The sequence below is a fragment of the Verrucomicrobiia bacterium genome (genome assembly GCA_035577545.1).
In the GTDB taxonomy this organism is placed as follows: domain Bacteria; phylum Verrucomicrobiota; class Verrucomicrobiia; order Palsa-1439; family Palsa-1439; genus Palsa-1439.
Genome location: DATLVI010000008.1, coordinates 38,598 through 58,130 on the forward strand (window position 1 = coordinate 38,598; position 19,533 = coordinate 58,130).

The following is a 19,533-nucleotide window of genomic DNA, read 5'->3' on the forward strand; positions in this document are numbered from 1 at the left end:
ATGAAGCCAAAAGGAAGGCAAATGGACAAAGCTCAGTTACTGGTACCGATGGTGGTGGAGCAGACGGGCCGCGGCGAACGCGGCTACGACATCTTTTCCCGCTTGCTGAAAGACCGCATTGTGTTCATTGGCACGCCGATCGACGATAACGTCGCCAATCTCATCATTGCGCAGATGTTGTACCTGCAGTCCGAGGACCCCGCCAAGGACATCAATCTCTACATCAATTCGCCCGGTGGTTCCGTCACTTCGGGGCTGGCGATCTACGACACGATTCAATTTGTGAAGTGCGACGTGACCACCTACTGCGTGGGCCAGGCCGCGAGCATGGGTGCCGTGCTGCTCGCAGCAGGGACCAAGGGCAAACGCTTCGCCCTGCCCAACGCGCGGATTATGATTCACCAGCCTTGGGGAGGAGTCCAGGGACAGGCGGCTGACATCAGCATTCAAGCGAAAGAGATTTTGCGGATGCGGGACCGCCTCAACGAAATCCTCGCCCTGGCTACGGGAAGACCCATCGAGTCGATTGCGAAGGACACCGACCGCGATTTCTTCATGTCCGCCGCTGAGTCGCGGGACTACGGTCTGGTCGACGAGGTCGTGAAATCGCGCCGTGACCCCGACAAGAAGACGGAGAAATCCAGCTAACGAGACGCATGGCACGCCCGACCAATTTGACGATGTGCAGCTTCTGTGGGAAGACCCACGGCGAGGTGCGCAAGCTCATCGCCGGTCCGGGCGTTTACATCTGCGACAACTGCATCACGGTCTGCAAGAGCATCCTCGACAAGGAACTTGGCCAGCATAAGACCAAGTCGGCTGCCGGTTTTCGCCTCAACGTCCCGAAGCCGGCGGAGATCCGGCGGCAACTCGACCAGTATGTGGTCGGGCAGGAACAGGCCAAGAAGACCATCGCGGTGGCGGTACACAACCATTACAAGCGCATCCAGCAGGACAACACTAATCCCGACAAGGCGGCCAACGGCGCGGTCAAACTGGACGAACATCGCGACGTTGAAATTGAGAAGAGCAACATTCTTCTGATTGGGCCAACGGGTTCGGGAAAGACGATGCTCGCGCGCACGCTCGCGCGGATTCTTGACGTACCATTCTGCATTGCTGACGCCACGACGCTGACCGAGGCCGGTTATGTCGGCGAGGACGTCGAGAACATTATTTTGCGACTGTTGCAGGGAGCCGACTATGATGTCAAACGGGCCGAACTCGGCATCGTTTACATCGACGAGATCGACAAGATTGGGCGCAAGAGCGATTCGGCCAGCATTACCCGTGACGTTTCAGGCGAAGGTGTGCAGCAGGCCCTGCTAAAAATCCTGGAAGGAACGGTATGCAATGTCCCGCCACAGGGCGGTCGCAAGCACCCGCATCAGGAATACATCCAGATCAACACCGAGCACATTCTCTTCATTTGTGGTGGCGCGTTCATTGGCCTGGACAAGATTGTCCAGCGACGCATCGGTGGACACGCGCTGGGGTTTGCCAAGGCCGATGAGACGGTCAAACTGGCCCAGCGCGCCAGCATTACGGAGCACGTTGAGCCAGAGGACCTCTTGAAGTTCGGATTGATCCCGGAGTTCGTTGGGCGACTGCCCGTTGTCTCGGTCCTTAATGAATTGATCGAGTCCGAACTGATCGCGATTCTCACCGAGACCAAGAACGCGATGATCAAGCAGTACAGCAAGCTCTTCGCGATGGAAGGTGTAAACCTTAATCTCACCAAGGACGCGCTGCAGGCGTTGGCGGAAGCTGCCCTCAAGAAAGGCACCGGCGCGCGCGCCCTGCGGTCGTTGTTGGAAAAACTGATGCTCGACCTGATGTACGAAATCCCCTCGCGCGACGACATCGCCGAAGTCACTATTAACCGCGGCGTCGTTGAAGGCAAACGTGAACCCCTCATTCGCAAGAAGCAGTCGAAAGATGCAGCCTAGTTTTTCGGTGTGGCAGGCGTGAACTTCTTCTGCTGTTCGCCGTCGATGCGTTTTAACTCCTGCCTGAGTTGACTCAGCACAAAACTGTTGGTGACAATCAGTGTCGTGATCAGGATCGTGAGGGTCAACACAACAATCATCGCGCTTCCACGTTCATCTTTCATGACGATCTCCTGGCAACGGCGGTGAAGGTGAATAGTGGACGCACGAGGACGACCTTCTGGGGGCTAGCCAGTTCTACTTCCCACCGCCACGCGTTGACGCGCTGACGCGAGTCACTCGAGATTGTGGAAGCCTTCACTTGTTTGAGCACAACCGTCCGCGTTGCACCCGTCTGCCGCCAGACAGCGCCGTTCGTGAAGAGATAAGTGACTTCGCCAGAGTGCTGCGGAATCACCAGGCCATTCTCAATCGTGTGTGGCGGTGCAATGGCGGCGCGGACGTCCTCGCGCCAATGTTCGCCGCCACGCAGGGCGCGGGTGATGTCGTCGGCATTGCGGCGAAGGTTGCGCGTGTGCTGATCGTAACGGTAATAGGCCACGAAGGAGAGATTCAGAACGACCGCGAACACGGCAATATAGACGAGGCATTCGACCAGCGAATACCCGCGTTCCGACTTCATTGTCCCACCGCCTCTCGTACGAGGGGCGCTCCAAAGCGGGACTTTTCAGGCCGCCACTCCAACCGCAAATGTGGACCGTGCACGGTCAGGGTGAATTTGCCCGACGGCAGATGTTTTGCCGATTCGGCATGGACGGTATACGCTGTCGTGCCTTCCGCAAAAGACCGCCATTCGCCGGCGGCGAGGACTTCCATTTCTCCGTCGATCGCTTCCATGGCCACGGCGCGCCAGTAATAAACGCGACACACATGCTGTTCGTCCACAAACGAGAGGCCTAGCGGCAGGAGAATCGTGACGAGAATGGCCAGGGCCGTCATCATCTCGATCATCATCGAACCGCGCTCGTGTCGACACCGGTTCACCAGAGGGCCTCACGTTGGATTAAGGCGATAATTGGTTGAAAGATGGCCAGGACAACGATGCTGACCAGGACGCCATTGAGAATTATCAACACCGTCGAAAGCACTTGCGAAGCAGCTTGTTCCTGCTGGTAGGCTTTGGCATCCAAAGTATCGTGCCAACCTTGGAGTGAACGTAAGAAGCCACCAGGGCCGTGCGCGGCGTTGGCGAGGCGCCACTGAAACTCTCCGGAGTCGTCGACAGCTCGAATAGCCCCGGTGAGTTTTTCACCCCCTTGCAAGTGTTCAATTACCCGTTGGGAGCGAGTCACGAAAACATAATTGGCCGTGCTCCGTGCCGCGAGTCTTACAGCTTCCGACTCGGGTACCCCGGTATCGAGAAGAATGGCCAGGATGGCGGAAAAGTCGCGTTGCATTCGCTTGCGGCGCCACGGCAGACGGAAGAGCCATTGATCGCAGAGAGCTTTGATTGTGCGCGAATAAGCGGAGGGCCATCGCCGGCGCGCCCGACCCAGAAGGAGTACCAGGAAACCCAGTACTGCGGCAAATACGCTGAACCCCAAGAGCGCCTTAGCATAGGTGATAACCATCAGGGTAGCGATGGGCAGGGGTCCTGTTTCCAGCAGGTCATGAAAAATTCCCTGGAATTTTGGAATGATGACGATGCAAAGGAAGAGCACGACCGCCAGCAATGGCAACAACGGAGAAAAAACCGGAAGGTAATTGAACGCTCCCATCGCGCGCGAAGGACCGGCACTCAGTGTGTCGCGACAGGCAGGCAATACTTTACGGATGTCGCCCAGGCGCTCGCCGGCCTGCAACATTGCCGCCACCGGTTCCGGAAGGAACATCGGCGTCGACTCCAGGGCGTGCCCCAATGAAGCTCCATCCCGAATGCGCCGGGCAATCTGATGGAACTCTTCTCCAATAATTTTGTCTCCCGTCGCGGCAACTTCAACGACCGTGTTTTCTGGGCTACGCCCTTGCGCCAATCCCATTTCCAGCAGATCGAGAAACGTGTGTGCCGCTTCGCGTCGGCGCATGGGGGCCACGATGAAACACTTTGCTGCCAGCAGCAGGACAATTCCGGGTACCACCCACAGGGCGGATTGGACTGCAAACCCGATCAAGAAGGCAGATAAATTCACAAGCCAACTCCCAGTAGCGTGAGAGGAATCACTGAGCGCATAGATTGTGGCGACCGTGTGAATCAGTCCGTTATCCCCCGAGCGCTCCGATTACGCTCATCAGCGGCATGAACCCGGCGAGGACAAACAGGAATACCTGTAGGCAAATCGCCAGGCCCATGATTATGACCGATGCCGGCAGCACCGCGTAGAGAAACGCTTCCATCCGGTAGGCGGTTCGCTGCCGATAAATCTCTGCGGCTTGCCGGAAGCCTTCCGCCAACTCCTCGCGCGCGTTGCCGACGATCCAGAGGAACAAGGGAGGAAATACATGGCTTCCTGCCGTAACATCTCGAAACTGGGCGTGTCCATCACCGAGGCGCTGCTGCCAGCGTCCCAGTTCGGCCCCGGCTGGCGAGCCTTCTTCCAGGTCGCGAAGGAGCGTGATGGATTGATTCAACGTGCAGCCGCCCTGTAGCATGATTTGCATTGCCGAGGCACATTGCCAGAGGCTCGCCTCCCGAAAGGTTGGCAGCAGCCAGCGCCATTTCTGGCGCATCGATGGAAGAGAGACCGTCACTGCCGCAGCAATGAATGCCGCGGCGAAGACGAAAACAGGCGTCCAGAATATGGCAATACCGTGTTCCATGTAAAACTGCGTAAGCCCGGGTAACGACTTGCCCTCGAGCAGATCGCGGTTGATGTCCTCGAACCCGCTGCGCATCACCCCCAACACAATCGCCATCACAATCGAGGCGCAGAGCAAACCGGCGAGCAAGATGACCGGGTAAACCATCAACCCCTTCAGACGGGTCCAAATCAGATTGCCAGACCGGTAATAGTCGGCCACCAGCGTCAGTACGCCAGGCAGGTCGTTGCTCTGGATGCCGACCCGAATCATCTGGACGTAGAAGGGTGGTAATTTGCGCGCGGCGAGCGCTTGGTTGACGGGGACGCCATTGGCGAGGTCGGCGCGGAGTTTCTCGAGTTCCTCCCGCAGATCGCCATGGCGCATGGAAGAGCAGAGCTGGCCGAGGGCGCTTTCGAGCGGGATGCCATCGCGCAACATCGCGGACAACTGCTGGTTGAAGAAGGCGAATTCGTCCAGGTTCATGTGCCCAGTACCCTTCGGAGTTCTGCGTCATTAGTGATACCGCGTTCCACCAAACCGCGGCCGGCGGCTTCGAGCGAGCCTGACGGCGTGATCGCCGCCAGGTCGTGAGTGCGCAGCCGCTCGCGCATCGGCTCGTCCATCTTCACGCATTCGACCAACGGTGCGCGGCCCTTGTAGCCGGTGCGCAGACACGACTCGCAGCCGTCGCCGCGACAAGTCGGGCAGAGTCGGCGTATTAAGCGTTGATTGAGAACCAGCCCAACCACAGAGGCGATAGCGAAATGGTCCGGGCACATCACCAGCAGGCGTTCGAACACGCCGCGGCATGAGCCGGCGTGCAAGGTGGAGATCACGAGATGCCCGGTGAGCGCAGCCCGTACGGCGATGTTGGCGGTCTCTTCATCGCGAATTTCCCCGATGACCAGGACTTGCGGGTCCTGCCGCAACAAATGGCGCGCCGCTTTCGAAAACGTCAGGCCGCGCGCGTCGTTGATTTCCGTCTGCATCACACCAGATACGATCTGCTCGACGGGATCTTCGACAGTGATGATGTGCCGCCCGCCGAGGTCCAGCAACTGCCGCAGACAGGCGTAAATGGTTGTTGTCTTGCCGGTGCCCGCCGGACCCGTCAACAACAGCAGGCCTGCGGTTTGCCGGAGAAACGTCTCCAGTTCCGTGCAAACCGTTTCGGGAAAATCCAGCTCGTGCAGGGTGGGCGCTGTGAAGTCGCTGAATAATCGCAAGACGATTTTCTCGCCGGTGACCGTAGGGTAGGTCGCCACGCGGATGTCATGGTGGCCACCGACATCGCTCTTGTCGATACGCCCGTCCTGCGGCAGCGAATCCTGATACGTCTTGAGACGCGCGAGGAACTTGATGCGGCCAAAAACGTGGTCGGCCAGGTCGGTGGGAATGTCCGAGACGGCTGTGACGATGCCATCCAGACGAAAAGCGACCTGGGTTGCGTCGGCGCGCTTCTGCAGATGAATGTCGCTGGCATTCGCACGCTCGGCCTGTTGGATCAGGCTCTCCAACACCTTCGGTGCCGAGTGGTCAGCCACGATTCCATCCAGGCAGAAAGCCCGCCGATTCGCCTCTAATGAATTGAGCCATCGTCACGACGCGTCTCCCTTTCGTAAGAATTTGACAAGCCCAACGAACAATCGTCACGCGCAAACGGGTAATTTCATTGACCGCGTCGGCAAAGTTCTCCATCACTTAACGGTGTGACGGTCGAGAACCCAACAAAGATGCCCGCCGGGGTGGGGAATGCGTATTTGTTCCAGGTGTTCAATACGGTGTCGTTTACCATCGTGTTGGCCACGCCGATGATCCTCTATTTCAAGAGGCTCGGCGCATCGGCCACGGTGCTGGGAATCGTGCTGGCGTTGCCGCAACTGATGAATATCCTGCAGATTCCCGCCGCGCGGTTCGTAGAGAGCATGGGTTATCGGGCGTTTGTGCTGCGCGGCTGGACGTTGCGGGCGGCGTTTATTTTAGCGATGGCGGGCGTGGCGCTGTTGCCGGAAAAGTTCAATTCCCTCACACGCATTGCACTGATGTTGTTTCTGTTGTTCGCCTACAACGCGTCACGGGGCATTTCGTTGTGCGGCTTTCTGCCGTGGATCACGCAATGGATACCCGAGGAAGTGCGGGGGCGTTATGTTTCGCGCGACCAAATGTCCAGTGCGCTGGCGACTCTGGGTACGATGATCCTTGCCGCGTTCTATTTGCGTCCACCAGAAACCAATTATGCGTACGGGCTGTTATTCTTTGCCAGTTTCGTCACTGCGATCATCAGTCTCTGGTTTTTGCGTCGCATTCCCGACGTCCCTGTGCCGCCGTCCTCCGAGAACCACGAAAGGGTGCCCTACAAGGAAATGCTCCTTCACCCACCGTTCTTCAGATTGCTCGTGTACAATGCCGTCTTCCTGGTCGCCCAAGCGGGTAGCGGCGTGTTTTGGATCCCGTTTCTTCGCGATTCCTTCGCGGCAACCGACTCACTAATTTTGGGCATGATGGTGTTGTCGAGCGCGGTGTCCGTCATTTGCTTGTGGGCATTTGGTCATCTTGTGGATCGGGTAGGGAGCCGTCCGCTCCTGGGTCTGTCGACGCTGATTTTCGTCCTGCACCTGAGTTGCTGGTGTTCGGTGGCTGCGCGGATCCTGCCATTTACATTCCCGACGATTTTCGTGATCCAGTTCACCGCCGCAATCAGCATCTCGCTTTTCAACCTCGCGAATACACGGCTGGTCATGGCCACCGTGCCGCCGATGGGACGCAGCCATTTCTTCGCCTTGTACACCGTGGTGACAAGTCTTGTGCTCGGGGTGTTCCCAGTCCTTTGGGGCATCCTGTTGGATACGCTGGCGGGTTGGGAAGCCTCGTGGTCGCAATGGCAGTGGAACCAGTACAGCGTGTCGTACGCCGCCGCGGCTATTATTACGGTTGTGGCGTTGGTGTTTCGCAACCGGCTGTCCGAGCCGCGCGCCATGACGACGGACGCGTTTCTTCGGGAACTATTCATCGAAACCCCCAGCCGCGCTGTCAGCCGCCTTCTGGCGCGCCGTCCGCCTTCATGAGCCGGGGCTTGCCCGACGCAGCAAATCTCCGATATTGTCCTCGGCTGGATGATCGCACTCGTTGATTACGGGATGGGCAACCTGCGCAGCGTCGAGAAGGCGCTGGCGCGGGTGGGGGCTGACGTTCGCATCGTGAGCGACCGCAAGTCGGTGCTGGCGGCCGACGCGCTGGTGCTTCCCGGTGTCGGAGCGTTCGGCGATTGCATGGCCAACCTGAATAAGATCGGGTTGGTCGAGGCCATCAGCGAATTCATCGCGACGAAACGCCCGTTCCTCGGCATCTGCCTCGGATTCCAGGCGCTCTTCGAATCCAGCGAGGAAGCGCCGGGCGTCAAAGGGTTCGCACTTTTTCCGGGCACCGTACCGCGCTTTGCGGTGAATGGGCTTAAAGTTCCGCACATGGGTTGGAACCAACTTCGCGTTCGGCAGGGCGATTGTCCTCTATTGAAAGATGTGGCGGATGGCAGCTATGTGTACTTCGTCCACAGCTATTATTGTAAGCCGAACAATGCGTCGGCTGTCTGCGGTACGACTGACTACGGCATCGAGTTTTGCTCCATGCTTTGGGCCGGGAATGTGTTCGCGACGCAGTTTCACCCGGAAAAATCGCAGGCGGTAGGTTTGAAGATGCTGGAGAATTTTGTGCGATTGGGGAAGGGCCAGTCTTGAGCCGACCTTTTCTCATTTATCCGGCCATCGACCTGAAGGGTGGCAAGGTGGTGCGCCTGCAGCAGGGGCGCGCCGATGCGGTGACCGTTTACAGTGATGACCCGGCGGCGGTTGCCCGGCGCTGGGAAAACGAAGGGGCGCGCTACCTGCATGTCGTCGATCTTGACGGGGCCTTCGAAGGCGAACCGCGGAACTGGGACTGTGTACGAACGATCCTCAAAACCATTCAGATTCCCGTTCAACTCGGCGGCGGGATGCGCACGCAAGCGCAAATTGAGGAAGCCATGAAGATGGGCGTCACGCGCGTGGTCATTGGCACCAAGGCGTGCGAGTCGCCTGAATTCGTGCGGACGCTCGCGATGGATTTCGGTGCGCGTGTAGCCGTGGGTATCGATGCGCGGGACGGGTTTGTGGCTGTCAAGGGCTGGGTGGAACGCACGGAGCTGTCAGCGGTGGATTTTGCCCGGCAGATTGACCAACTCGGAGTGAAACACATCATTTGCACGGATATCGCCACCGATGGAACGCTGATGGGGCCGAATTACAGTGCAATCCGGGGCGTGTGCGCTGCCGTGAAGTGCTTCGTGATTGCCAGCGGCGGCGTGAGTACGACCGACGACGTTCGCCAACTCCAGAGCATGACAGAGGAATGCCGCAATCTTACCGGGGTAATTATCGGCAAAGCCCTCTACGACGGGCGCATCGACCTGAAGCAGATCGAGGCCTAAACGACAAACGCGCCGCCAGAGAGTGGCAGCGCGTTTGCGAGAGCCGAACCAATGGATGGTTTTTGCCCGTTAGGGCATATCGCCCTGCAAGTGGACATTGTCAAATGCATCCCGGATCTGAACAATGTGTCCGGAGAGATCACCGACATCGCGGGCTTGTACCGGCACTGGATCGCCGGTTTTCGGCAGCGGATCGCCGAATTGAGTGTCGCGAACAAACGTGGCGGTTGAACCGAGGTTCTTCTGGGTCATGTTGTCCACCGGGAGCATGACGGTCATGTTGTGGTTGGTCGTGTTGGCAATGAAGAGGGTGTATTGCTGGCCAGGAGTCAGGTTTGACGCACGGATCTTTAGTTCCGAACGGCCGCTGTTCCCGTTAAAGCTGATGTTCATCATGCCCACAGCATTCGGACTGGCATCGCCAATAGCGACCAAGCTGCCGTGTCGATGATAGCTCCGCGCGCCTAGATCTGTGGTCAAGGAGTAGAGCGGCGCCCAAAGTGTCGAGAAAACGAGCCCGGTCTGACCAGGGTTCGGGATCACGATGCCGTCGAGGATGTTCGTTACATCGCCAACGATATTCGTCACCCCCATGACAATGTTCGTTGTGCCGGCGATAATGTTTGTAAAGATGGTTGTGACACTGGGGATGTCTGGTTGCGAAACGTCAACTGACGTATTGTCTAGCTGTGTCAAGTCTCCGACGAAAGGAAGAAAATCCGGAGGGGCCTCGCCCAAACCGACCAGCCTGCGCGACCAAGTGCCCTTCTTGATACCTGTGCGAGCCAAGGGAGGCAAGTCCGCGCCCCCGACACCGTTGGTCGTAAAACTGGGCTCGTCACGAATAAAGAGGGTGAAATTATCCTGTCCCAATTTGGTGACATTGACTAGAAATGTCTCCTTCCCATTCGAGTCGATCATCGTCACTACGGAACCGACCGCACTGCGTGGTGACAGGTCAGCGGTTCGCCGCAATTGGCTGCGGGCAATCAGGGTTCCGCCGGCGGCGCGAGCCGAACGGGTGGAAAAGATGAATAGGGACACGCCTACGGCGACCAGGCTGCCCGTGAGAATAATCGACCAAGTCTTCAGCGTTCTGTTCTTAAGCATCACTGCATCTCCTTGTTTACGAGGCCGGCGGTTGCAACACATTCTCAACGGCGAGACTGTATGATAATCGCGGCCAACACTGCAAGTACAGAAAGATTTGTGCCAATTGCGGGGGTTCGCTGGACAAATAATGGGTGCATCGGGTAGGGTGGCGACCATGCAAAACACCGCGATTGAGATTTGGGTTTATGGCGTGATCATGATTCTCGGGGGCATCATGGGATTCGTCAAAGTGGGGAGCAAAGCATCGCTAATATCGGGGGTGGGCATGGGGTTGGCTTTGCTGGCCAGCGGTTTTGGCGTTTGGCGTGGTTCGGGCGATAGTCTCGCGGTGGCGCTGGTCATTGCGGCGTTGCTCGTGGTGATTTTCGCGATTCGTTACGCAAAGACACGGCGGTTCATGCCCGGCGGGATGTTGGCGGTCTTGAGCCTGGCAGCCGTCGTGGTCTTCGGGTTGGCGTGGAAGAAGTAGCCGATGACGCAAGAGTATATCCTGAAACCCGCGACAGGCGCGCGGGACCTCCATATTGATTACCGGGCGGAACTGAACGACCAACAGTTCGAGGCCGTGACGGCCACGGGCGCTGACGGCAGCGTCAATTCCGGCCCGATGCTGGTCATCGCCGGCGCGGGGAGCGGCAAGACGCGGACACTCACGTACCGCGTGGCGTGGCTCGTGGAGCACGGCGTGCCGCCGGGGCGGATCTTGTTGCTGACATTCACCAACAAGGCCGCCAAGGAAATGCTGCGGCGCGTCGAGAACCTGTTGCCAACCGATATCTCCGCGATCTGGGGCGGGACGTTCCATCATATCGGCAATCGCATCCTGCGCCGCCATGCCAAGCTGCTGGGGTTCGGCAATGATTTCACGATCCTTGATCGAGAAGACTCGAAGGATATGCTCGACGCGTGTGTTGCCGAGGCCGGCATCGACACGAAGCAGGAGCGGTTCCCGAAAGGCGACGTGCTGGCGGACATCTATTCGCTGGCGGTGAACACTGACCGTTCTGTTGAAAAAGTGCTGGTCGACCAATACGATTACTTTTCACATCTCGCGGGGCCGATCAATACGTTGCGCAACGTTTATCGCGAACGCAAGCTCAAGGCCAACGCGATGGATTACGATGACCTGCTCGTGAACACGCTGCGGCTGTTCCAGGAGCACGGCGAGGTCGCCGAACGCTATCGCGAACAGTTCCTGCATGTTCTGGTGGACGAATACCAGGACACGAACAAGATCCAGGCGGAGTTGATCGACGCCGTCGCGATGCAGCATCGCAACTTGATGGTCGTGGGCGATGATGCGCAATCGATCTATTCCTGGCGCGGCGCCAACTACCGCAACATCCTCGGATTCCCGACGCGCTACCCGAGCGCGCGCACGTTCAAGATCGAGGTCAATTACCGCAGCGTGCCGAGCATCCTCAAGCTGGCTAACGAAGCGATCAAGGCCAACGTCCACCAGTTCGCCAAGGTCCTCACCGCGGTGCGCGACGGTGGCGCGAAGCCGTGGTTGATCCCCTGTCCCGACAGCAACCAGCAATCACTATTCGTCGCCCAACGCATTCTTGAATTGCGCGACGAAGGCGTGGCGCTCAACGAGATCGCGGTGCTGTACCGCGCGCATTACCATGCGATGGAATTGCAGATGGAACTGACGCGCCGCAACATCCCATACGTCATCACCAGCGGCCTGCGGTTCTTCGAGCAGGCGCACGTGAAGGATGTGAGCAGCTTCCTCAAGGTGGCGATCAATCCTCACGACGAGATGGCCTTCAAGCGGATCATCAAATTGCTTGCGGGCGTCGGCGCGAGGACCGCGGACAAACTCTGGGAGAAGTTTCATCCGCTGCTCGCCGAGGGCAAACCGTTGCTGCACACGAGCGAGTCGATCCCCAAGAAGGCGGTCGAGGACTGGAAGAAAGCCGCGCAGGCGTTAAATGAGATTCGCAAACTGGAGCCGAAACGCGCCGCGGAGATGATCGAGAAGGTCGTGGACACCTTCTACGCAAGCTATCTCAAGGTGAAATATCCGAATGCCCGGACGCGCGAGGAAGATTTGCATCAACTCGCCTCGTTCGGGATGCAATTTGAGAGCCTCGATGATTTCCTGAGCCAGTTGGCGCTGTTGACGAACATCGAGGCCGACGACGCTTCGCTTTTAAAAAGCAACGACCAGGAGTACGTTCGCCTCAGTACCGTGCACCAGGCGAAAGGGCAGGAGTGGAAAGCGGTATTCGTCGTCGGCCTGTGCGACGGAATGTTCCCGCTTGCTCGCTCGATTGACAATCTTGAGGGCCTCGAAGAAGAGCGGCGATTGTTCTACGTGGCCGTCACGCGCGCCAAGGATGAATTGTATCTCACATTTCCACTGTTCCGTATGACCGGCGGCGACACCGGCGGCTTCCAACGTCCCTCCCGCTTCATCGCCGAACTGCCGAAGACGCACTACCAGGAATTCTCCATTCGGCATCAGCATGGGGAGTGGTAGCCGGATGGCTGTAGGTCATGATTGCGATAGAACATGCGCCCAGGTGGTGTCTTAATTTGCCGCATCGCCCACCGTCTGTGTTTTGTAGCCGAAGCGTAAGCTTCGGTGGTATCTATGCGGATTCCCGAAGCTTACGCTTCGGCTACAGTCTGCGGATGCAGATAAAAAACACTACCTGCACTCTTGGGCATTGCGATTAACGTCATGTTATAGTATGTGGTCATTATGATAACAGTGGCCAGATACGGAGACGTAAACGAAGCTCTTCAACTGAAGATGGCGTTGGAGGCCAGCGGCATTAAAGCATTCGTACCCGACGAACTCACGGCAACCAACGCTCCGTATCGTTTCCTGACCGATCCGAGTGGTGTCCGGGTTCAAGTGGCGGACGAAGACGCAGAAACCGCGCGGCAGATGATCAGCGATCAGGTGAAGGCCGGCTGAAGCCGGAGTGTGCGAAGAAAAGCCATGGAGAAGATTCTGAAAGGGATTGTGCGGCTGCTGGGCCTAGCCAGCGGTCTTCTTGGATTGCTTTGCTTAATCTCCTGCGCGGCCATGCTGGTTATCCTTCTTCACGATTCAAAGGATGCTGTTGTTGTCCTACTCGGTATTGTCGGCATTATCAGCTCTGGGTTATTTGGCGCGTACTTCCTGTGTGTCGCATTTGTGGTTTGGAGGCAATTCTCTCCAGCGGCGGTTCACCATATTTCCGCAGTCGTTGCGCTAGTCCTATTCGGTGTGCTGATAAACCGATTGGCTGATCCGCGGCCTATCCTGCCGCCATCGTTCGAGGGTAGTTTGGGAGATTTCGCCCTTTTCGGTTCATGCATTGCCGTTTCGTTTTTGGTTTTTAGACTATTCCGCTTCATGTTGAACCGTGGACTATTCCCGACACAGCAAGTTGAAACACACCTTCACGTGAACTGATGCTCCCGTTGTTGGCCAGGGATCGGGCTATTGACGCCCGCAACCCTACGATGTTTTCTAGACGAAATCGCCGAGCGTTTCCGCGGACTAAGTGATGGAACACTTCCACTTAACCACAGACCTTATTTCGAAGGTGGATGAAGTCGAATTCCGCTACACGCAAGACCGGATGAATGTGATTCGGGACTTTAGAAAAGAACCCGGATGCGTGCGATATATCGAGAGGGAGAACCTGAGAGGGGTCATGTTCCCGGGTGTGCCGAATCCCTTTTTTAATCGTATTCTTCTTTCCGGCATTGTTTCTCCACGTGTTCTCGGAGAGGCACTCGATGCTTATCGAGCAATGGGAGCGCCTCTGGATATTGAAATCAGCCCCGGAGCGGTCAATGAGGGAATGGCAAAGCTTCTTCAGACGCGTGGCTTCGTCCATACCAAGTTTCTTCCGGTGTTTCTGAAACCCGTGCGTGAACTAACGACGCGACAATCCGACAGCCTGGTGGTAAAGCAGGTATCGTCCCTGGATGAGCTAAAATATTTCCAAGAACTGTATGTGAGCGGCCACAAGATCGATCCCGGCTTTGCCTCGACTCTAAAAATCTATATTGCGGGTTGGAATAAGCTTTCTGACTGGCGGCTCTACATTGCTTATTTGGGAGAGCAACCCATCGGCTGCGCAGTCCTTTATACGAAAAACTCGGTCGCCTATCTTGCGGATGCAACAACACCGGAAGGATTTCGCGGAAAAGGCGCGCAGACGGCGCTTCTGCTTGCACGATTCAAGGAAGCCAAAACGCTGGGCGCGGATCTCATGTTCTCGAGGGCAGACTTTGGTTCGATCAGCCAGAGGAACATGGAGAAACAGGATCTTCGCGTCTCTTACATGAGAGCGTTTTGGATGAAGCTATGAGCCATCGCTGAGGCCCAGGCGCGGGAGACAGAGTAAGCCTACATATCGCAAATCGATATTTTGTACTGGACGCGGTGGGGTGAGGTGCGGTAGAGTCGGGGAAACAGATGAACGCGCAACTTCCAACATTCAACGCCCAACTTTCATCCGCCTTCGCCAAGGCTTTGGCGCACGAGGAGGACCTCGAAACACGCTTTCTGCGAAACGAACCCAAATGTAATGTTGAGCAAATCGCCTTTATATGGCTTATGGAGAATGAGTTGGATGGATTGCAGAGAAATGACAATTGGGTTCGTTTTTCCGGTCGGAAAGAAAGGCCCACGAAGTGCGCTGACGGGCGCTGCAGCCGGACCGCGGTTAACAACCGCGGCTACAGTACGGACCCGCGATCAGCGCCCGCGGGTACAACGGACGGACGATGGCACGCGGAGCGAGTGCCCTACAATTGGCGAGTTTGCGCGTGGCAAGTGGCTGGCGGGGAGTATTTTTTGACGAATTGTAGATTTCCTGTGCCATTGACAAGGATTGTGGTGTCTCATATCGTAGCACTGACATGACGATGGCCACCGTTGACACGATACCCGCTGATTTGCGCCAGTTGTTGCAGCAGACGGGACTCTTCACGGATGTGCAGATTTCCGAGATCCTGACCAACCAACAGACGGCGGCGCAACCATTGATTATCTCGCTGGTGAAGTCGCGGGCCGCCACCGAGGAGAAACTGCTCCAGGCGCTGGCGACAGCGTTGCACCTTCCGTTCACGCGCATCACGGACAAAGAGATTGATGCGGCGGCGCGCCAGCGAGTCCCGACGAAGGTCGTGTTCCAGCACAACGTCATGCCGATGCGACAGGAGAATGGCACGCTGATCGTCGCGGCGAATGATCCCTTCAACCTTACGATGTTGGAAGCGGTGCGGTTGGTTACGAAGAGCCGGGTCCAACTCGCGTTGTGCACGGAGGCGGACATTGCGAAGGCGCTGAAGCGTTACTATGGCGTTGGCGCGGAGACACTCGACGAGTTGTTGCAGAAAAACGTGCTGGATATCGACGAGATCACCGAAGTGACCAAGGACGACCTGGAGAGCGGGGACCAGGAGGCGAGCGTCGTCAAGTTCGTGAACCAGATTATTGGGGAAGCGTACAAGGAGCGCGCGACGGACATCCACATGGAACCGATGGAGAACGACCTGCGCATTCGCTATCGCGTGGACGGCGCGCTGCACCAGACGCCGGTGCCGGCGTATTTGAAGCGGTTCCAGGCGGCGATCATTTCACGCATTAAGGTCATGGCGAATATGGACATCGCGGAGCGCCGGCTGCCGCAGGACGGCCGTATCAACGTCCGCAGCAGCGGCGCAGAGATCGATGTGCGTGTTTCGACCATCCCGACAGCTTACGGCGAGAGCGTCAGCTTGCGCTTGCTTACGCGCAGCAACATTTTCCTCGGGCTCGAGAGCCTGGGACTGAACAAGGAAAACGAGAAGATCGTTCGCAAACTGATCGACCTGCCGCACGGCATCATCCTCGTCACGGGACCCACTGGCTCAGGCAAGTCCACTTCGCTGTATGCGTTCCTCAGCACGATCAACTCGATTGACCAGCGCATCATCACGATCGAGGAACCGGTGGAATATGAGCTTCCCGGTGTGAACCAGATTTCGGTGAAATCGGAAATCGGCCTGACATTTGCCAGCGGACTGCGCCACATTTTGCGGCAAGACCCCGACGTCATCATGGTCGGCGAAGTGCGCGATTTGGAAACGGCGGAGATCGCCATCCGCGCGGCGCTCACGGGGCATTTGGTGTTCTCCACGCTGCATACGAACGACGCGCCGGGGGCGATCACGCGGTTGATTGACATGGGTATAGAACCTTTCCTGGTGAGTTCTTCTGTCGAGGCGTTGATGGCCCAGCGCCTGATCCGCACGCTCTGCAAGTCGTGCAAGGAAGAGTACAAGCCTGACATGGAGCTTCTCCGAGAAGTGGGTTTCCCGATGGAGGACATCGGCAGGGTCAAGTTCTACCATGGGCGGGGCTGTGAGGATTGCCGTTTCACCGGTTTCAAGGGCCGCTCGGCCATTTATGAAATCCTCGTCATGAGCGAGGCGTTGCGTCCATTAATTATCGAACGGGCGTCGTCCGCAGCCATCAAGCATCTGGCCATCACGCACGGGATGCGGACCCTCCGCGATGACGGTTGGGAGAAAGTCAAGCAGGGCATCACGACCGTCGAGGAAGTGGCGCGCGTCACCCAGGAAGACGAAGAACTCACCGGTACCTGACCGAAGGGGACGGAGCTGCCGCGCTTTTTTGAATTGAGCGCCACCCGGAACAAAGTATGCTGCCCGGTGTCCCAGTAACGACGAGATCGCATGCCAACATTTCAATACAAGGCCAAAACACGCGCGGGCGAACTGGTCAATGGCTCGCTGGCGGCAGGTGACCGCCGGGCCGCGTTGGCCGAGTTGGGCAAACTGGGTTTCTTTCCGTTGGCCGTGGAGTCCACCGAGACGGAGCGGGATGGCAAGCCAGGGGCCACGGGCTTTCGGAACCGCGTCAAACCGCGCGACGTGCTGATGTTCACCCAACAACTTTCCAGCCTGCTGCGTTCGGGGATGTCGTTGAGCAAGGCGCTCGACACCCTGGAGCGACGCACGCAGAAGAAGGCGCTCGCGGCGGTGCTCGGCGATTTACGAAGTGGCATCGAGCAGGGCGAAAGCTTGTCCGACTCGCTGGCTAAACATCCCCTGATTTTTTCGCGTTTCTTCGTCAACCTGATCAAGGCGGGCGAGGCCAGCGGCGCTTTGGACGACGTGCTCCTGCGTCTCGGAAAGCATCAACAACAGATGGCGGAAGTGCGCGAGAAAGTGGTCGGCGCGTTGCTGTATCCTCTGGTCATCGTGTGCGTCGGGATTTGCGTCATCATCTTCTTTATGCTGGTGATGGTGCCGCGGTTTGCCATGATGTTCAAGGAGATGGGCCGGACGATGCCGTTGCCGACGCGAATCCTGATTGGTGTCAGTGATGCATTCGTCGGATACTGGTGGGTGGGCGTCCTCTTGATCGCCGGGGCGGTGATGGCCTATCGCGTGCGCGTCCGCACGCCCGAGGGACGGCTCGCGCTCGATGCGTGGAAGCTACGGTTGCCCGTGTTTGGCGGCATCATCATGGCCAACGCCTTCGCACAGTTCGCCCGCACGCTGGCCACGCTCCTTGAGAACGGGGTGCCGGTGCTTGGCGCGCTGCAGATTGTCGAAGACACGATGACGAACCGGGTGATCGCCAACGAACTCCGCGAGGCGCGCACGCGGGTGACCGACGGCACGAGCCTTTCCCAGCCGCTGGCGAAGGGAAAGATTTTCCCGCCCCTGCTGATCGACATGCTGGCAGTCGGGGAGGAAAGCGGCGAAGTGGTGCCGGCGCTGGCGAACATTGCCGACACCTACGAGTCGGAGTTGTCGCGAACACTGAAGGTATTCACGACCCTGCTGGAACCCGCCATAATCATCTTTATGGCAATGGTCGTGGGCGCGATTGTTCTGAGCGTGCTCATGGCTGTTTTCGATATCACGTCAGGCATTGGAAAATGAGCGGAGAACAGGTTTATGAAACCAAACAAGTTTAGTTCACGAAGCGGCTTTACGCTGTTGGAAATCATGCTGGTGGTCGTCATCATTGGCATGTTGATCACCGTGGCGGTCGTCAAGTTGTCCGGTTCATCGGAGAAGGCGAGGCTGATAGCGACGCGAAACCAAATTGATTCCTATAAGAACGCCCTCGGTGTCTACGAACTCGACAACGGCATGTTTCCAACGACCGAGCAGGGATTGCAAGCGTTGATCACGCAGCCGAGCGGAGTTACTCTCCCGAACTGGAAAGGCCCGTACCTCGACCCGCCCGTGCTTCGCAAGGACCAATGGGGCCGCGACTACATCTACCGGTACCCGGGCCAGAAGATTCCCAACGGCTACGACCTGTTCTCCGTTGGCCCCAACGGCAATGAAGGTGATGATGACGACATCGGCAACTGGCAGTAGACGCTCACGACGCGCCGGTTTCACGCTGATCGAGTTGAGCATCGTGGCGTTCATCGTTGCCATCATCCTGGCGATGGCGGTCCCCAACTTCATCCGCTCGTATAACGCGGCCGCCCTCAACGCGACCGGGCGAACGGTGATCACCACTTGCCAGTTTGCGAAGCTAAACGCCGTGCTACGCCAGCAAAAGGTTGCCCTGTACGTCAACATGGATAAACGCAAGATCTCGCTCACGCAATTCGTCGGGACCAATGCCCCTGACGACGCCGAATCATCAACCGTGGTTTTGAAGGAGATTGAACTCTCGCCGCGAGTCGGGGTGGCCTCCGTCCAAATTGGCGACCAGCCGGCGGAACAGAAAGGGCTGGTGGAGGCGACTTTTTACCCGAACGGGACTTGCGATGCGTTCACGATTACGCTTCGCGGCGTGGAGAAGGGAAGCGGTCTGGCGATCATGGTCGACCCCGTGACGTGTCGCGGCATGCCGTGGGTCGTGAAGCTATGAACGTTCGCTGCCAACGAAATCCTGACGCGCCGCAGCGCCGCGACGGTGGATTCCTGATGTTGGAAGTGATCCTGGCCATGGCGCTGCTGGCGATCAGCACGGTTGCGATCGTCGAGTCCCTGGGCCGTTGCCTGGCGGCGGCGCGCGCGGTCCAGAGTTATTCCACGTCCGAGATTCTCCTTGCGAACAAGAGTTTCGAGTTCCGCACCGAGCGTCCCACAGATCTCCTGGACCAGGAAGGCGAGTTTGACGATTACCCCGGCTTTTCCTGGTCGCGCAAGCTCGAGGAGACGGATACGGAAGGGCTCTGGAAGCAAACGATTACCGTTTACTGGTACGAGCGCGGCCAGCTCTCCAGTGACTCCGTGGTCGAATACCGGTATTTGCCGCTAAAACAACGGTGA

The 19,533-nt window shown here is 57.8% G+C and carries 22 protein-coding genes; 15 read left to right on the plus strand and 7 right to left on the minus strand.

Annotated features, from left to right (window positions below; genetic code table 11):
• The first annotated feature begins 21 nt into the window (after positions 1–21).
• Both clpP and clpX read left to right on the plus strand, forming a co-directional pair.
• The gene (gene clpP, locus VNL17_02015; GenBank protein ID HXI82848.1) at positions 22–648 is read left to right on the plus strand and encodes an ATP-dependent Clp endopeptidase proteolytic subunit ClpP; all 627 of its coding nucleotides are present in this window, start codon (positions 22–24) and stop codon (positions 646–648) included.
• 8 nt (positions 649–656) lie between these two features.
• A complete protein-coding gene (clpX, locus tag VNL17_02020) occupies positions 657–1,949 on the plus strand; it encodes an ATP-dependent Clp protease ATP-binding subunit ClpX (protein ID HXI82849.1) in 1,293 nt (430 codons plus the stop codon).
• Here the strand turns inward: clpX and VNL17_02025 are convergent.
• From VNL17_02025 to VNL17_02050, 6 genes are all read right to left on the minus strand, one after another.
• Positions 1,946–2,113: a hypothetical protein gene (locus tag VNL17_02025; protein ID HXI82850.1), complete on the minus strand. Its 168-nt coding sequence runs from the start codon at positions 2,111–2,113 to the stop codon at positions 1,946–1,948. The genes clpX and VNL17_02025 overlap by 4 nt on opposite strands.
• Entirely contained in the window at positions 2,110–2,571 is a 462-nt protein-coding gene (locus VNL17_02030) for a prepilin-type N-terminal cleavage/methylation domain-containing protein (GenBank protein ID HXI82851.1), read from the minus strand. The genes VNL17_02025 and VNL17_02030 overlap by 4 nt, the downstream gene beginning before the upstream one ends.
• The gene (locus VNL17_02035; protein ID HXI82852.1) at positions 2,568–2,933 is read right to left on the minus strand and encodes a hypothetical protein; all 366 of its coding nucleotides are present in this window, start codon (positions 2,931–2,933) and stop codon (positions 2,568–2,570) included. Before VNL17_02035 ends, VNL17_02030 begins: the two co-directional genes overlap by 4 nt.
• On the minus strand, positions 2,930–3,973 hold the full coding sequence (locus VNL17_02040; protein ID HXI82853.1) for a type II secretion system F family protein: 1,044 nt from the start codon (positions 3,971–3,973) through the stop codon (positions 2,930–2,932). The genes VNL17_02035 and VNL17_02040 overlap by 4 nt, the downstream gene beginning before the upstream one ends.
• Positions 3,974–4,148: 175 nt before the next feature.
• Positions 4,149–5,171, minus strand: coding sequence for a type II secretion system F family protein (locus VNL17_02045; GenBank protein HXI82854.1), 1,023 nt, complete (start codon positions 5,169–5,171; stop codon positions 4,149–4,151).
• On the minus strand, positions 5,168–6,232 hold the full coding sequence (locus VNL17_02050) for a GspE/PulE family protein (protein HXI82855.1): 1,065 nt from the start codon (positions 6,230–6,232) through the stop codon (positions 5,168–5,170). The genes VNL17_02045 and VNL17_02050 overlap by 4 nt, the downstream gene beginning before the upstream one ends.
• A 165-nt stretch (positions 6,233–6,397) precedes the next feature.
• Between VNL17_02050 and VNL17_02055 the strand changes: the two genes are divergently transcribed.
• The 3 genes from VNL17_02055 to hisA are packed head-to-tail and all read left to right on the plus strand — an operon-like array spanning position 6,398 to position 9,150.
• Complete coding sequence (locus tag VNL17_02055; GenBank protein HXI82856.1) at positions 6,398–7,753, plus strand: MFS transporter; 1,356 nt, start codon at positions 6,398–6,400, stop codon at positions 7,751–7,753.
• 48 nt (positions 7,754–7,801) lie between these two features.
• Entirely contained in the window at positions 7,802–8,422 is a 621-nt protein-coding gene (gene hisH / locus VNL17_02060) for an imidazole glycerol phosphate synthase subunit HisH (protein HXI82857.1), read from the plus strand.
• Positions 8,419–9,150: a 1-(5-phosphoribosyl)-5-[(5-phosphoribosylamino)methylideneamino]imidazole-4-carboxamide isomerase gene (hisA, locus tag VNL17_02065; protein HXI82858.1), complete on the plus strand. Its 732-nt coding sequence runs from the start codon at positions 8,419–8,421 to the stop codon at positions 9,148–9,150. The genes hisH and hisA overlap by 4 nt, the downstream gene beginning before the upstream one ends.
• A gap of 69 nt (positions 9,151–9,219) precedes the next feature.
• On the opposite strand, the gene VNL17_02070 is transcribed toward hisA, so the two are convergent.
• Entirely contained in the window at positions 9,220–10,260 is a 1,041-nt protein-coding gene (locus VNL17_02070; protein HXI82859.1) for a hypothetical protein, read from the minus strand.
• 157 nt (positions 10,261–10,417) lie between these two features.
• Between VNL17_02070 and VNL17_02075 the strand changes: the two genes are divergently transcribed.
• From VNL17_02075 to VNL17_02120, 10 genes are all read left to right on the plus strand, one after another.
• Complete coding sequence (locus VNL17_02075; GenBank protein ID HXI82860.1) at positions 10,418–10,732, plus strand: TMEM14 family protein; 315 nt, start codon at positions 10,418–10,420, stop codon at positions 10,730–10,732.
• 3 nt (positions 10,733–10,735) lie between these two features.
• A complete protein-coding gene (locus VNL17_02080; protein ID HXI82861.1) occupies positions 10,736–12,751 on the plus strand; it encodes an ATP-dependent helicase in 2,016 nt (671 codons plus the stop codon).
• 225 nt (positions 12,752–12,976) lie between these two features.
• Complete coding sequence (locus tag VNL17_02085) at positions 12,977–13,195, plus strand: DUF2007 domain-containing protein (protein ID HXI82862.1); 219 nt, start codon at positions 12,977–12,979, stop codon at positions 13,193–13,195.
• Positions 13,196–13,219: 24 nt separating this feature from the next.
• Entirely contained in the window at positions 13,220–13,678 is a 459-nt protein-coding gene (locus VNL17_02090; GenBank protein ID HXI82863.1) for a hypothetical protein, read from the plus strand.
• A 94-nt stretch (positions 13,679–13,772) separates the two neighbouring features.
• Positions 13,773–14,585: a GNAT family N-acetyltransferase gene (locus VNL17_02095; GenBank protein ID HXI82864.1), complete on the plus strand. Its 813-nt coding sequence runs from the start codon at positions 13,773–13,775 to the stop codon at positions 14,583–14,585.
• 559 nt (positions 14,586–15,144) lie between these two features.
• Complete coding sequence (locus VNL17_02100; protein HXI82865.1) at positions 15,145–16,869, plus strand: GspE/PulE family protein; 1,725 nt, start codon at positions 15,145–15,147, stop codon at positions 16,867–16,869.
• A 90-nt stretch (positions 16,870–16,959) separates the two neighbouring features.
• On the plus strand, positions 16,960–18,177 hold the full coding sequence (locus VNL17_02105) for a type II secretion system F family protein (GenBank protein ID HXI82866.1): 1,218 nt from the start codon (positions 16,960–16,962) through the stop codon (positions 18,175–18,177).
• Between the two features lie 15 nt (positions 18,178–18,192).
• A complete protein-coding gene (gene gspG, locus VNL17_02110) occupies positions 18,193–18,624 on the plus strand; it encodes a type II secretion system major pseudopilin GspG (GenBank protein HXI82867.1) in 432 nt (143 codons plus the stop codon).
• Positions 18,596–19,129, plus strand: a complete 534-nt coding sequence (locus tag VNL17_02115; protein HXI82868.1) for a GspH/FimT family pseudopilin — start codon at positions 18,596–18,598, stop codon at positions 19,127–19,129. Before gspG ends, VNL17_02115 begins: the two co-directional genes overlap by 29 nt.
• Complete coding sequence (locus VNL17_02120; protein HXI82869.1) at positions 19,126–19,533, plus strand: hypothetical protein; 408 nt, start codon at positions 19,126–19,128, stop codon at positions 19,531–19,533. Before VNL17_02115 ends, VNL17_02120 begins: the two co-directional genes overlap by 4 nt.

Coding starts and splice junctions, on each gene's coding strand:
- clpP (HXI82848.1), top strand. CDS start 22: ATGGACAAAGCTCAGTTACTGGTACCGATGGTGGTGGAGCAGACGGGC.
- clpX (HXI82849.1), top strand. CDS start 657: ATGGCACGCCCGACCAATTTGACGATGTGCAGCTTCTGTGGGAAGACC.
- VNL17_02025 (HXI82850.1), bottom strand. CDS start 2,113: ATGAAAGATGAACGTGGAAGCGCGATGATTGTTGTGTTGACCCTCACG.
- VNL17_02030 (HXI82851.1), bottom strand. CDS start 2,571: ATGAAGTCGGAACGCGGGTATTCGCTGGTCGAATGCCTCGTCTATATT.
- VNL17_02040 (HXI82853.1), bottom strand. CDS start 3,973: ATGCGCCGACGCGAAGCGGCACACACGTTTCTCGATCTGCTGGAAATG.
- VNL17_02045 (HXI82854.1), bottom strand. CDS start 5,171: ATGAACCTGGACGAATTCGCCTTCTTCAACCAGCAGTTGTCCGCGATG.
- hisH (HXI82857.1), top strand. CDS start 7,802: ATGATCGCACTCGTTGATTACGGGATGGGCAACCTGCGCAGCGTCGAG.
- VNL17_02070 (HXI82859.1), bottom strand. CDS start 10,260: ATGCTTAAGAACAGAACGCTGAAGACTTGGTCGATTATTCTCACGGGC.
- VNL17_02075 (HXI82860.1), top strand. CDS start 10,418: ATGCAAAACACCGCGATTGAGATTTGGGTTTATGGCGTGATCATGATT.
- VNL17_02080 (HXI82861.1), top strand. CDS start 10,736: ATGACGCAAGAGTATATCCTGAAACCCGCGACAGGCGCGCGGGACCTC.
- VNL17_02085 (HXI82862.1), top strand. CDS start 12,977: ATGATAACAGTGGCCAGATACGGAGACGTAAACGAAGCTCTTCAACTG.
- VNL17_02090 (HXI82863.1), top strand. CDS start 13,220: ATGGAGAAGATTCTGAAAGGGATTGTGCGGCTGCTGGGCCTAGCCAGC.
- VNL17_02095 (HXI82864.1), top strand. CDS start 13,773: ATGGAACACTTCCACTTAACCACAGACCTTATTTCGAAGGTGGATGAA.
- VNL17_02100 (HXI82865.1), top strand. CDS start 15,145: ATGGCCACCGTTGACACGATACCCGCTGATTTGCGCCAGTTGTTGCAG.
- VNL17_02105 (HXI82866.1), top strand. CDS start 16,960: ATGCCAACATTTCAATACAAGGCCAAAACACGCGCGGGCGAACTGGTC.
- gspG (HXI82867.1), top strand. CDS start 18,193: ATGAAACCAAACAAGTTTAGTTCACGAAGCGGCTTTACGCTGTTGGAA.
- VNL17_02115 (HXI82868.1), top strand. CDS start 18,596: ATGATGACGACATCGGCAACTGGCAGTAGACGCTCACGACGCGCCGGT.
- VNL17_02120 (HXI82869.1), top strand. CDS start 19,126: ATGAACGTTCGCTGCCAACGAAATCCTGACGCGCCGCAGCGCCGCGAC.